Origin of the sequence: Janthinobacterium sp. 35, assembly GCF_002754575.1 — a bacterium.
Lineage (GTDB): Bacteria > Pseudomonadota > Gammaproteobacteria > Burkholderiales > Burkholderiaceae_D > Janthinobacterium > Janthinobacterium tructae.
The window spans coordinates 2,399,851-2,412,942 of the sequence record NZ_PEFN01000001.1; the positions used below are offsets into that span (position 1 = coordinate 2,399,851).

The 13,092-nt window shown below is 62.1% G+C and carries 9 protein-coding genes; all 9 read right to left on the reverse strand.

What is annotated here, in order from left to right:
• Positions 1–5: 5 nt before the first annotated feature.
• Entirely contained in the window at positions 6–968 is a 963-nt protein-coding gene (locus tag CLU93_RS10785; RefSeq protein WP_099761061.1) for an ABC transporter substrate-binding protein, read from the reverse strand.
• A 166-nt stretch (positions 969–1,134) separates the two neighbouring features.
• A complete protein-coding gene (locus CLU93_RS10790; RefSeq protein ID WP_099761062.1) occupies positions 1,135–3,492 on the reverse strand; it encodes a glycoside hydrolase family 127 protein in 2,358 nt (785 codons plus the stop codon).
• A gap of 9 nt (positions 3,493–3,501) precedes the next feature.
• Entirely contained in the window at positions 3,502–4,536 is a 1,035-nt protein-coding gene (locus tag CLU93_RS10795; protein WP_099761063.1) for an arabinan endo-1,5-alpha-L-arabinosidase, read from the reverse strand.
• A 23-nt stretch (positions 4,537–4,559) separates the two neighbouring features.
• Positions 4,560–6,089 (reverse strand): glycoside hydrolase family 43 protein, encoded by a 1,530-nt coding sequence (locus CLU93_RS10800; protein ID WP_257224930.1) that lies wholly within the window; start codon positions 6,087–6,089, stop codon positions 4,560–4,562.
• 94 nt (positions 6,090–6,183) lie between these two features.
• The gene (locus tag CLU93_RS10805; protein ID WP_099761064.1) at positions 6,184–7,728 is read right to left on the reverse strand and encodes an alpha-N-arabinofuranosidase; all 1,545 of its coding nucleotides are present in this window, start codon (positions 7,726–7,728) and stop codon (positions 6,184–6,186) included.
• Between the two features lie 156 nt (positions 7,729–7,884).
• Positions 7,885–8,652: an SDR family NAD(P)-dependent oxidoreductase gene (locus CLU93_RS10810; RefSeq protein WP_099761065.1), complete on the reverse strand. Its 768-nt coding sequence runs from the start codon at positions 8,650–8,652 to the stop codon at positions 7,885–7,887.
• A 35-nt stretch (positions 8,653–8,687) separates the two neighbouring features.
• Positions 8,688–10,265, reverse strand: coding sequence for an aldehyde dehydrogenase (NADP(+)) (locus tag CLU93_RS10815; RefSeq protein WP_099761066.1), 1,578 nt, complete (start codon positions 10,263–10,265; stop codon positions 8,688–8,690).
• Complete coding sequence (gene araD1, locus CLU93_RS10820; RefSeq protein WP_099761067.1) at positions 10,262–11,254, reverse strand: AraD1 family protein; 993 nt, start codon at positions 11,252–11,254, stop codon at positions 10,262–10,264. Before araD1 ends, CLU93_RS10815 begins: the two co-directional genes overlap by 4 nt.
• Positions 11,255–11,266: 12 nt before the next feature.
• Positions 11,267–13,009: an IlvD/Edd family dehydratase gene (locus CLU93_RS10825; RefSeq protein WP_099761068.1), complete on the reverse strand. Its 1,743-nt coding sequence runs from the start codon at positions 13,007–13,009 to the stop codon at positions 11,267–11,269.
• Positions 13,010–13,092 lie beyond the last annotated feature (83 nt).

The window sequence follows — 13,092 nt, forward strand, 5'->3', positions numbered from 1 at the left end:
CAAGCTTAGTACTTACGGTTCGGAAATTCCTTGGCGGCCACCTCGGCAGGGAACACGCCTTCCACCGTCGTGATGCGCGCTGGCACGGGTTTACCGGCCACCACATCGCGGGCGATGGACATCAGTTGCGGGCCCAGCAGCGGGCTGCATTCCACGGTGACGTTCAGCTTGCCAGCGATCATCGCTTCGAACGCGCCTTTCACGCCATCGATCGAGATGATGATGATGTCCTTGCCCGGCTTCATGCCCGCTTCTTCGATGGCCTGGATGGCGCCGATGGCCATGTCGTCATTGTGCGCGTACAGCACGTTGATCTTCTTGCCTTCGGCTTTCAGGAACGCTTCCATCACTTCCTTGCCCTTGGCGCGCGTAAAGTCGCCCGTTTGCGAACGGATGATCTTCATCTTCGGATTCTTGCCCACCACTTCCAGGAAGCCCGCCTTGCGGTCGATGGCGGGCGCGGAACCGACCGTGCCTTGCAGCTCGACGATGTTCAGGGTGGCATCCGGGGTTTTCTTGGCGTGCTCGAGCAGCCATTGGCCCGCGCGGCGGCCCTCTTCCACGAAGTCGGAACCGATGAAGGTGACGTACAGCGATTTATCGGCAACGTTGACGGCGCGGTCCGTCAGAATGACGGGAATCTTGGCGGCCTTGGCTTCGCGCAAGACGGTATCCCAGCCCGATTCCACCACGGGCGAAAAGGCGATCACATCGACTTTTTGCGCGATGAACGAGCGCAGGGCCTTGACTTGGTTTTCCTGCTTTTGCTGGGCATCGGCAAATTTCAGGGTGACGCCATCTTTCTTGGCGGCCTCCTTGATGGAGACGGTATTGGCGGTGCGCCATTCGCTCTCGGCGCCTACCTGCGAAAAGCCCATGACGAGGGGCTTGGCGGCGAAGGCGGAAGAAGTAGCGGACAGTGCCAACAACATGGCGCTGGCGAGGAGTGTGCGGCGTGTCAATTTCATTCTTGTCTCCAGTTTTTTTTGGAATACCATCACAGCCGGATGCAGGATGGGCGGTTTTTTATGAACCCATGGTAGGAGAAAGCAACATAGCCATCCAATCAATTCTTTTTCGCTTGCGATACCGATTTGCGTATCACCGGATGGTCGCCTAGCGTCCTGCCTCCCGTCAGCGCAGCAGGCGCAGCCCGTACAGGCCGCCCGCCACGGAATTCTTGCCGGCGACAAATTTCACGCGCAATTTGCCCTTGGCCGCTTTGACCAGCTCGGCAGGCAAGGCCACATCCACCGTATGCAGCTCTTGCGGCGCATCGGCCGCCACGGCGATGGTCTCGACCTTGAAGCCGTTGATCAAGACGTCGAAGACGCGGCCCGCGTCCAGGGTGGACAGAGTCAGGCGCAATATCGCCGCTGCACCTTGCGGGTCGCTCAGTTCATAGCTGAACCAGCCCGTGGCATGGCGCCAGTGCCTGCCCTTGTTGACGCCGTTTTCTCCCCCCTCGGCCTGGAAGTTGTGGTCGGACTCGGGCTGCTGTTGTCCGGGCGCCACCTGGTCGATGGTGAGCGCATCGAGCGCCAGGCGCTGCGCCTCGGCTTGCCGGGTGGTTTCCTGCAGCTGCGCCAGGCTGGCGGTCGTGGATACGGGCCAGTACAGCATGTAGCGAGAGTCATGCAGGCGGAAGAACGGGATCAGTTTTATCTTCGCCGCATCCTTGCCCTGGATCAGCCCGGGCGCCGTGAACGTCAGCGGCTGGCCGTTCACGGGGCGGATTCTCCGCATGAAATCCTTCTCATCGCTGACGAACAGCGGCGACGATTCCAGCGGACAGACTTGCCCCTGAGCGATATGGCCCATGCGCGAATCGTCGGCAAAATAGTTCAGTTGTTCATTCGCGAACGGCTGCGTCTTGGCGGCCAGCACGATGGGGCCATGCAGCACGGCATAGTAATTCGACTGGTCCGGCATCTGCTCCAGGCGCGTCGTCATCGGCAGGGTCACGTCCACGGTGTCGCCCACTTTCCAGGCGCGCGTGATCGTCACGTATTCGCCGGGGGCGCCGTTCACGCGCATGGCCTTGCCATTGAGCTTCAGGCGCAGCTTGCCTTTGGCTACCCACTGCGGGTAGCGGATCTTCATGCTGAACGTCTTATTTCCCTGCACGGTGATGCGCGTCGTGTCCTGGTCGGGGAATTGCGTGCTCTGGATGATCCTGACACCCTGCTCTTTCCAATCGAGCGTGGAGGCCATGAACAGGTTCACGTACAGGGCGTCACCTTCATGCGCGTAGATGAACTCGCCATATTTGGCCTGGCTCTCGATGCCGGAACCCACGCAGCACCACATGCCCTTGTCCACCTGCGAATACACGCGGTAGTGATTCGGGCGCATGGGCGTGAAATACACAAAACCGCCCGTGCCGGGGCGCTGCGACGACAAAATATGGTTGTACAGGGCGCGCTCGTAGTAATCCGCGTAGCGCACCTGCTCATCGCGGCGGAACAGTTGCCCGGTGAGCTTGAGCATATTGTAGGTATTGCACGTTTCCGGCCCTTCGACCTCTTCCACCATCGAGGAAAAGTCGTGCTCGTCGTGAAAATGTTCCTTGACGCTATTGCCGCCGATGGCCACCGTGCGCTTGTCATGTACGGTTTGCCAAAAGAATTGCGCCGCCTGCTGCCAGTCGCGCCTGCCCGTCAATGCACCGATACGCTCGAAGCCGATGACTTTCGGGATTTGCGTATTCGCATGCAAGCCCGTCAGCTTGTCCTGCTGCTGCGCCAGAGGCTGCAGGATGGCCTGGTGCGAAAAGCGCACGGCCAGGTCCATGTATTTCTGCTCGCCCGTCATGGCGTAGACGTCGGCCAGCACTTCATTCATGCCGCCGTGCTCGGCGCGCAGCATCGCCTGCATCTGTGCATCGGTAAGCGAGACCGACAGATTCACGGCCCAGTCCGACAAGGCGATCAGCATGGTTTTCGCTTCAAGATTGGCGGCGTACTGGTAGGCGTCGCGCAAGCCGGCGAACACCTTGTGCAGGTTGTACCACGGCACCCAACGACCATTGACGGAGAAGGTGTCGGCCTGCAGTTTTCCCTTGGCGATGGCTTGCCAGGCGGCATTGCCGTCGGGGATGCCGCCCAGGTAGCCATTACCGTTGGCGTCCTGGCATTTCTTCAATTCCGCCAGCAGGTAGTCGAGGCGTTCGCGCGCCTGCGCGTCGCCCGTGGACGCCACCATCAGGGCCAGCGCGGACAGGTAATGCCCGCCCATGTGGCCATCGAGCCCCGTCGACTCCCAGTTGCCATAGCTGGGCTGGATCTGCGGCAAGCCCGCTTCGCGGCGAAATGGCGCCAGCAATTTGTCCGGTTCGAAAGCCAGCAAATAATGCAAGTCCGTCGTTTGCGCATCGAGAAACGGTCCCGCTTTCAAGCGTACGGACGAGAGGGGAAACAGTTCAGCCGCAGGGAGTAGCGGCGTGACAAGGCCGCCGGCGGCCAGCGCCAGCGTCAACAAGGTCTTTTTCATGGCGCGCCCTCAGGGTTTGGCGGCCGGCAGCTCGCGGCTGTGATAGCGGTTCAAGTCGCGTGCATCGACCTGCGGCCAGCCCTCCTTGTCCCACGTCATGGGCAGGATCTTGAGCTTCTGCAAATAATTGTCCGCCGTCTCATACGCATGCAGCACCAGGTAATCCTTGCCGTCAAACGTGTACGCGCTATTGTGGCCCAGGCCCTGCCAATCCTTGTCGCCCTGCAGCACCACCGTGCCGCCGCCCTGCGCCATGTCGCGCCCGTTCTTGTCCAGATAAGGCCCCGTCACACTTTTAGAACGCCCCACTGCCAGGTGATACGTGCTTTTTTCCTTCTGGCAGCACAAGCCCCAGGAAACGAAGAGGAAGTAATCCTTGCCGCGCTGGAAGATGAACGGCGCCTCGATTTCCTCGGGCGCGGGCTTGAACTCGCCCGCGCGTGGCGGCAGCGGTGCCCGGCGCGCCAGCGAGTGCCACTCTTGCGGTTCCGCAATAGTTTTCCAGTCCGCATTGAGTTTCACCAGCTTGATGCCGTTCCAGAACGAGCCGAACGACATCCACGGCGTGCCCTTGGCATCGGTGATGATGTTCGAATCGATGGCATTCCACTCGTCGCGCTCGGGCACCGATTGCAGCAACATGCCCTGGTCGACCCAGCGGTAGTCGGGCGAGCGGGGATTCAAGGTGGTATTGACAGTCACGCCGATGCCGGACGTGTTCTTGCCGAAGCCGGAAACCGAGTAATACAGGTAGTATTTTCCGTCGTGAAATTGCACGTCGGGCGCCCAGATATGGTCGTCAAAGCTGGGAGCGGCTGTCTTGGCCCACGTGGGCTGGCCCGCAAAGACGCGCCCTTCCGGCTGCCAGTCGACCATGTTTTTCGAACTGTAGAAGGTGATGCCGGGGCCCGTGCTGTACAGATAATACGTATCGCCTTCCTTCGCCATCACGGGGTCGTGCACGCTCACTTGCGCGGCATGGCAGGACAGCGCCAGCAAGGTGGCGGTAACAGCGGCCAGGCCGCGCTTGAGCGTTTGCATCATTGTTTTCCTTTGACTTTGACTTGTTAGTTGCCCGTGCGGGCGCCCCACAGCGACACGCCATCGGCGGACTGCACCGTGAACGTGACGACAAAGGTGCCGGCATTGCCATTCCACTGGCGCGACAGCACGCCATGGAACAGGCCGCCGGACACCAGGGTAATGGCGATCAGATTGTTGCCCTGGTGTATCCAGCTCCCCACCTGCGCGCCCGTGATGGTGCCGTCCGCCAGCAAATTGATGGATTGCGACAGCTTGAGCACCGTGGAAATATCCTTGCCATGATTGACCAATTGATAGCTGCCCACCACGTCCGCTGCCACCACTTGCGCCGCCAGCGGCGTGGCGCTGCGACTCAATGGGACATAACGGAATGGCGCCGCCACCAGCCAGCCATCGCCATTCATGAACAATTCGTGCACGCGGATCTCGTGCAACTCGCCCGTGTTCGGGAAGCGCGTATGGAAGATCAGGAAATACTGCTGCGTGGCGGCATCGTATACCGCCGAATTGTGTCCTGGCGACACATATCCCAGCGGCGTGCCCGTCTCGCCAGCGGTCAGCGCGAATTGATGGTTGCCCATCAGCTTCTGGCCAAAGGGTGCGATGCTGGCGTCGTCGAACAGGGGCAAGGCGGGGTTGGACTTGACCTGGCGCATATCGTTGCCCTTGCCATCCACGTACGGGCCGTCCGGCGCGCGCGAACGGGCCACGCGCATATTGTAGGCGCCGTTGGCATCCAGGCCGCCAAACGACGTAAACAGGTAGTAATACTGCGTTTGCGGGCTGTACAGCACGTAGGCGCCCTCGATGCGGCTATGGTTGCCGCCGATCACGTGCTTGCCATAGCCCTGCCCCGCGACAGGCAAGCCCGTGGCCGGGTCCATGGCGAGGATGAAGATGCCGCCCGAATACGAACCGTAGGTCATCCACAGCTTGCCGGCAGCGTCGCGGAAGGTGTTCGGGTCGACCACGTTCGGTTGCGTCAGCGCATCGTAGATAGTCACGCCATCCTCGCTGATCTGGCCCCACATGCCCGATTTCAGGAAAATCTTCTGATTGACATATGGGCCTTCCACTTTGTCCGCCAGGGCCAGGCCCATGGCGGAACGGGGCGAATCGCCCTTGCAGCTGTTGTAGTACATGGCGAACTTGCCATTGTCGAGCGCGATCACGTCGGGCGCCCACAGGCCCGTCACTTGGGACCAGGCAAAGGTGTCGGCCAGGCTGGTGACGACATTGTTGAACAGGGGGTTGCTGGCATTGACGCCGTCGGCCATCTTCGTCCAGTTCATCAAGTCGGTGGATTTGGCAGCCGCCAGGTGCGAGCCGAACACATAATAGGTGCCGGCCACCTTGATCACGGACGGGTCGTGCACGGAGGCATTGCTAAAAGTGATGGCGCCTTGTACTGGTGGAACGACAGCGGGAGGGACGACCGGCGGCACCACGGGCGGCGTGACGGAGACGACAGGCGCGCTATCGGACGAACCACCGCCACAGGCGGCCAGGGCCATGGCGCTACCCAGCGCCAGCACAGCTTCTCTTCTGTTCATGGAATACTTTCTCTACAACGTGCAGCACGATGCGGCTGGCCGGCGCGGGAAAGCTCCCGCACCGGCACAGAGTAGACAGCAGGAAGCCAGGCGTTTATTCGACGGCCACCACCACCACGGCCTTGGCCGGCACCGACACGGTCAGCTTGCCGCCTTGTGCCTTGGCATTGAACGCCACCGGTTGCACGGCTTGCGGTTGCGCAAAGCTGTTGACGGCATCCATCTTGCCGGCGGTCAGCACACGGCCCGTCACGCTGGCCACTTGCTTGCCTGCCAGCGCCACGCTCACGTCGACGGCCTTGTGCGGGTTCGTGTTGACCAGCGACAAGTACACCTTGCCATCCTTGGCGCGCGCGGCCGAGGCGCTCACTTCGGGAATGCTGACCTTGCCCAGGCTGTATTTGCCATTGCCAGCGATGGCCACCGGCAGCGAGGTGGCGTCCTGGAACGGCACGTACATTTCAAATGCATGATACGTGGGGGTAAGGAAATATTTGTCCTTGTCCGTGATGATCATCGCTTGCAGCACGTTGACCATTTGCGCGATATTCGTCATGCGCACGCGGTCCGCGTGTTGGTGGAAAATATTGAAATTCAGGGCCGCGACGAGCGCATCGCGCAAGCTGTTTTGCTGGAACAAGAAGCCCGTGTTGGTGCCCGGCTCCACGTCGTACCAGGTACCCCATTCGTCGACGTACAAGCCCGTCTTTTTCGAGGGATCGTTCTTGTCGATGGCGGCGAGATTGTTCTTGATCAAGCTATCGATGCGCAGGGTGCGGCTCAAGGTGGAAATCCACTCATTTTCACCAAAGCCCGTGGCCGCGCCCTTCTTTTCCCACACGCCGGTCGGCACCGTGTAGTAGTGGAAACTGATGGCATCCATCATGTTCGGCTTGATCTCGCGGCTCAGCGTGCCGGACCAGCTGATGTCGTCGTCATTGCCGCCGCTGGCGATGAATTTCGGGCGCGCGCTTTCCGGCGTCTTCATGAAGGTGTGATAGTGCTTGTACAGGTCGGCGTAGTACTGCGGGCGCATATTGCCGCCGCAACCCCAGGCTTCGTTGCCAATGCCAAAGTAATCGACCTTGTACGGCTGCGCGCGGCCATTCTTGCGGCGCAGCTCGGCCAGGGTCGACTTGCTGTCCGAGGTCATGTATTCGAGCCACTCGGACATTTCCTGCGGCGTGCCGGAACCGAGGTTGCCGTTGATATAGGTTTGCGCCCCCAGCAATTCCGCCAGGTCGAAGAATTCATGCGTGCCGACGGCATTCGACTCTTCCACACCACCCCAGTTGGTGTTGACCTTGGTCGGACGCTGCGCGCGCGCGCCGATGCCGTCCTTCCAGTGGTATTCATCGGCAAAGCAGCCGCCCGGCCAGCGCACCAGCGGCACGTGCAACTGTTTCAGCGCGCCCAGCACGTCGTTGCGCCAGCCTTTGGTGTTGGGAATGCTGGACTCCGGCCCCACCCACATGCCTTCGTAAATACCGGTCCCCAGGTGCTCGGCGAACTGGCCGTAGACGTTCTTGTTGATCACGGGACCGGGCCTGGCCACGTCGATGGTGACACTGACGGACGCGGCAAAGGCGCTGCCGGCGACGAGGCTCAAGGCCACGATGCTGGTATGGATGAATTTCATGCTGTCTCCTGTTTTTGAGTGAAAAGCAAGGGCCGGGGTCAACCCGGCGATGGAATGGCGATGCCTCTCCTGCCGCGGGGTTGGGGCGGCAAGAGCGGTGTTTCAAGATCGGAGTTGCCGGTCAGTGCCGGCACGAATTAAACGATGCGCTAAGGCTTATATCCAGCCGGCATCGACGATGAATTCCTGACTGGAACACATCGCGCCGTCGTCCGATGCAAGGAACAGCACCATGGCGGCGATGTCCTGTGGCATCAGCTTGCTTGGCAAGCATTGGCTTTTCTTGATTTCCGCTTCCGCCGCCTCGTCGACCCACAGGTCGATCTGGCGCTGCGTCATGACCCAGCCCGGCGTAACCGTGTTGACGCGAATATTGTGGGCGCCATAATCGCGCGCCAGGCCCCGCGTCAGGCCCACGACGGCCGCCTTGGTGGTGGCATACACAGGGTAGCCGCCCGACTTCATGTGCCAGGAAATCGAGCTGACGTTGATGATGGAACCGCCGCCCTGGCGCTTCATGCCCTCGAAGACGGCCTGGCACGTAAAGAACATGGGACGCTGATTGATCGCAATGCGCTCGTTCCAGTATTCCAGGGTGACGTCCTGCGCCTGGTGGCGCTGGTCGTTGGCGGCATTGTTGACGAGGATATCGAAGTCGCCCAGCTTCTGCGCCAGTTCCGCCATGACGGCTTGCAGCGATGCAATATCCGTGATGTCGCAATGGCGGAACAAGGGCGCCGTCAGGCCCGCTTCGGCCAGGCGGCGGCACAAGGCCTCGCTCGCTTCCACGGCAATGTCGACAAACGCCACCAGCGCGCCCTGGGCGGCAAACTCCGCCACCAAAGATTCGCCGATGCCGCTGCCGCCACCCGTGATGAACACGCGCTTGCCCTGCAAGCTGCCATATTTCGCCAATTGCTTCATTTTGTCTCCGCCTGTGTATTTTTTATTTTTTGTAATTAACGTTTGCCCAGCACGCCATCGTGACGGCGCCAGATACTGAGCGGATTATCATCGCGCAGCGACTCCGGCAGCAAGTCTTGCGGCAGGTTCTGGTAAGACACGGGACGCAGGAAGCGGTTGATGGCCGCCGTGCCGACCGAGGTGCTGCGGCCGTCCGACGTGGCCGGGAACGGGCCGCCGTGCACCATGGCCGTCGACACTTCCACGCCCGTCGGGAAACCGTTGGCCAGGATGCGGCCCACGCGGCGCTCCAGCACGGGCAGCAAACGGCGCGCATCTGCCACGTCGCCGGCATCCATCTGCAAGGTGGCCGTCAGCTGGCCTTCCAGGCTTTCCGTGATCGCCAGCAACTGTTGCATGTCACGGCAGGCCACCAGCAGCGAGGCGGGACCGAAGACTTCGTCGCGCAGATCGTGCCTGGCCAAAAACGCCTCGCCCGAGGTGACGAACAGGGCGGCGGCGCCCTTGCCTTCCTCGCCCGTGTTATGCACCAGCGGTGTCACGTCGGCATGCTGCGCCAGCGCGGCGACGCCCTTCGCATAGCTGCTGGCGATGCCGGCCGTCAACATGGTGGCGGCCGGGGCCGGCGCCAGTGCTTCGGCGGCGGCGGCGGCAAACGCCGTAAAGTCAGCGCCTTCCAGGCCCAGCACGAGGCCGGGATTGGTGCAGAACTGGCCCACGCCCATCGTCAGCGAAGCGGCAAAGCCGCTGGCAATGGCTGCGCCACGGGCGGCCAAGGCTTGCGGCAGCACGAACACGGGGTTGATGCTGCTCATTTCCGCATACACGGGTATCGGTTGCGCACGTTCCGCCGCCACCTTCATCAGGGCGATGCCGCCCGAACGCGAACCCGTAAAACCGACAGCCTGGATGGCCGGATGGGCCACCAGGGCCTGGCCGATGCCATTACCCGTGCCTGTCAGCAAGGCGAACACGCCTGCCGGCAGCTGGCAAATCGCGATGGCTTTGACGATGGCGCGCGCCACCAGTTCCGACGTGCCAGGGTGGGCCGAGTGGGCTTTCAGCACGACAGGGCAGCCGGCAGCCAGGGCCGAGGCCGTATCGCCGCCAGCCACCGAGAAGGCCAGCGGGAAGTTACTGGCCGCAAACACGGCGACGGGGCCCAGGCCGATCATGCGCAAGCGCAAGTCAGGACGCGGCGGCGTGCGCTCGGGCAAAGCCGAATCGATGCGCGCATCGGTCCACGAGCCTTCGCGCAGCAAGCCAGCGAACAGTTTTAACTGCCCCACCGTGCGGCCACGTTCGCCTTCCAGGCGCGCGCGCGGCAAGCCGCTTTCCGTCATGGCGCGCACGATCAAGTCGTCGCCCAATTCGCCGATTTGCGCGGCGATGGTGTCGAGGAAATCGGCACGCTGCGCATCGCTGGTGGCGCGGAAGGGGTCGAACGCGGCTTGCGCCAGGCGGCAAGCCGCGTCGATTTGCGCTACGTCAACCATGTGGAAGGCGGGCGCGATGTGCGCGCGCGCGGCCGGGTCCCACGCTTCGAAGGAGCCGCCATTGCCCTTGACGGCGACGCCGCCGATCAATGCATCACCGGTGATATTGAAACTCATAATGTGCTCACTTTCGCAAATTCGGTTGGGAAAACGTCGAGGCGGTTGCGCAAGGCAGGGCCAAAGGCCGGCGCTTCGATTTCAAAGATTTCGCCCGGCGCCACGCTCACGCCATCGGCAAAGCTCAGGGTGGCCGTGCCGAAGAAGTGCACGTGCACGTCGCCAGGGCGCTTGAACAGCGGATACTTGAAGTGATGGTGTTCCAGGTTGGCAATCGTGTGCGACATATTGTCTTCGCCGCTGACAAAGGCCTTTTCCCAGCGCACCTTGCCGGCCGCATCGAGCACGCGCGAAGCGCCAGCGATGTGCGCGGGCAATTCGCCCACCAGCAGGGCCGGTCCCACGCTGCACATGCGCAGCTTCGAATGGGCCAGGTACAGATAGTTCTGGCGTTCCGTCACATGGTCCGAGAATTCATTGCCGATGGCGTAGCCGACCCGGTACGGCTGGCCATCGTCGCCGATCACGTACAGGCCGGCGATTTCCGGCTCTTCGCCGCCATCGAGGGCGAAATCCGGCATGCGCAGCGGCTGGCCGCTGGCGCGCACGATGGAGCCGTCGCCTTTATAGAACCACTCGGGCTGGGCGCCGGCCGTGCCATCGGCCGGCTTGCCGCCCTCCACACCCAGGCGGAACATTTTCATCGAGTCGCTCAGGGAATCGGCATCGCCGCCGATCTTTTTGTGCATGGCGTCACGTGCACCGGCGCTGCCCAGGTGGGTCAGGCCCGTGCCCGTCACGTAGCAGTGCGCTTCATCGGCGTGGTCGAGCGGAGGCAACACACGCCCGGCAGCGGCCACGTCCGCATAGGCATGCGTGGTGTTGCCGACGGTGGCGTTGACCAGCTCGGCCAGGCTGACCTTCTTGCGGATGGCGTCTTGCGCCAGCGCATACGTCGTGTTGTAGCCTTCGATGACGCGGATGACGTCGTCTTGCAGCAGGCCGACGAGGCGGCCGCCATGTTCATTCATAAATTGCAGCAACAGCATAATGGTCTCCGCTTAATGTGAGTGGCGCGGCACGGCGGAACCGCGATTGCCGACCAGGAAGTCGAAATCGCAGCCTTCGTCGGCTTGCAACACGTGTTCGATGTACAGCTGCTGGTAGCCGCTCTTCGGTCCGGGCGCGCTGCCCAGTTCGCGCTTCGCCAGGCGCTCGGCGATTTCCACGTCGCTGATGTCGATGTTCAGGCTGCCGGCGTGGCAATCGAGGGAGATCATGTCGCCATCTTTCACAATGCCCAGCGGGCCACCGGCCATGGCTTCCGGCGCCACGTGCAGCACGACGGTGCCGTAGGCGGTGCCGCTCATGCGTGCATCCGAGATGCGCACCATGTCGGTGATGCCCTGCGCCAGCAGCTTCGGCGGCAAGCCCATGTTGCCCACTTCGGCCATGCCCGGATAGCCTTTCGGGCCGCAGTTCTTCATCACCAGCACGGAATCGGCGTCGACATCGAGGTCCGGATCGAGGATGCGCGATTTGTAATGTTCAAAGTCTTCGAAGACGACGGCCTTGCCACGGTGCTGCATCAGATGCGGCGAGGCGGCCGACGGCTTCAGGACGGCGCCGCGTGGCGCCAGGTTGCCGCGCAACACGCAAATGCCGCCATCGGCCAGCAGCGGGTTGTCCAGGGTGCGCACCACTTCATCGTTGTAGATCGGCGCTTCGACGCAGTTGTCCCAGATCGACTTGCCATTGACGGTCAGCGCATTCTTGTGCGGCAGCAAATCGCCTTCACCCAGGCGGCGTATCACGGCCGGCAAGCCGCCCGCGTAGTAAAACTCTTCCATCAGGAAACGGCCCGACGGCAGCAAGTCGACGATGGTCGGCGTGCCGCGGCCTACCTTGGTCCAGTCTTCCAGCTCCAGCGGCACGCCGATGCGCCCGGCGATCGCTTTCAGGTGGATCACGGCATTGGTCGAACCGCCGATGGCGGCGTTGACCTTGATGGCGTTTTCAAACGCCTCGCGCGTCAGCACTTTCGACAGGCGCAGGTCTTCATGCACCATTTCAACGATGCGGATGCCCGACATGTGCGCCAGCACGTAGCGGCGCGAATCGACGGCAGGGATGGCCGCGTTGTGCGGCAGGGACGTGCCCAGCGCTTCAGCCATGCTGGCCATGGTCGAAGCCGTGCCCATGGTGTTGCAGGTGCCGGCCGAGCGCGACATGCCCGATTCGGCCGACATGAACTGGTGCAAGGTGATCGATCCGGCCTTCATCTGCTCGTGCAACTGCCACACGGCCGTGCCGGAACCGATGTCCTTGCCGTTGAGTTTGCCGTTCAGCATGGGGCCGCCGCTGACGACGATGGTGGGAATGTCGACGCTGGCCGCACCCATCAGCAGCGCTGGCGTGGTCTTGTCGCAGCCGACCAGCAGCACGACGGCGTCCATCGGGTTGCCGCGGATCGATTCTTCCACGTCCATCGACGCCAGGTTGCGCGTCAGCATGGCGGTCGGGCGCAGATTCGATTCGCCGTTCGAGAAGACGGGGAATTCCACGGGGAAACCGCCCGCTTCCAGGATACCGCGCTTGACGTGTTCGGCCAGCTGGCGGAAATGCGCATTGCAGGGGGTCAGTTCGGACCAGGTATTGCAGATGCCGATGATGGGCTTGCCATGAAATTCGTGGTCAGGTATGCCCTGGTTTTTCATCCAGCTGCGGTACATGAAGCCATTCTTGTCCTGCGAGCCGAACCACTCGGCCGAGCGCAGGGCCACCTTCTTTTTTGTCTCAGACATGCCATTCTCCTGGTTGTGCCATGCCGGATCTAAGGTCGTCGGCCCGGGCAGCGATGTTGGAATACTAAAGAATCCTGCCATGC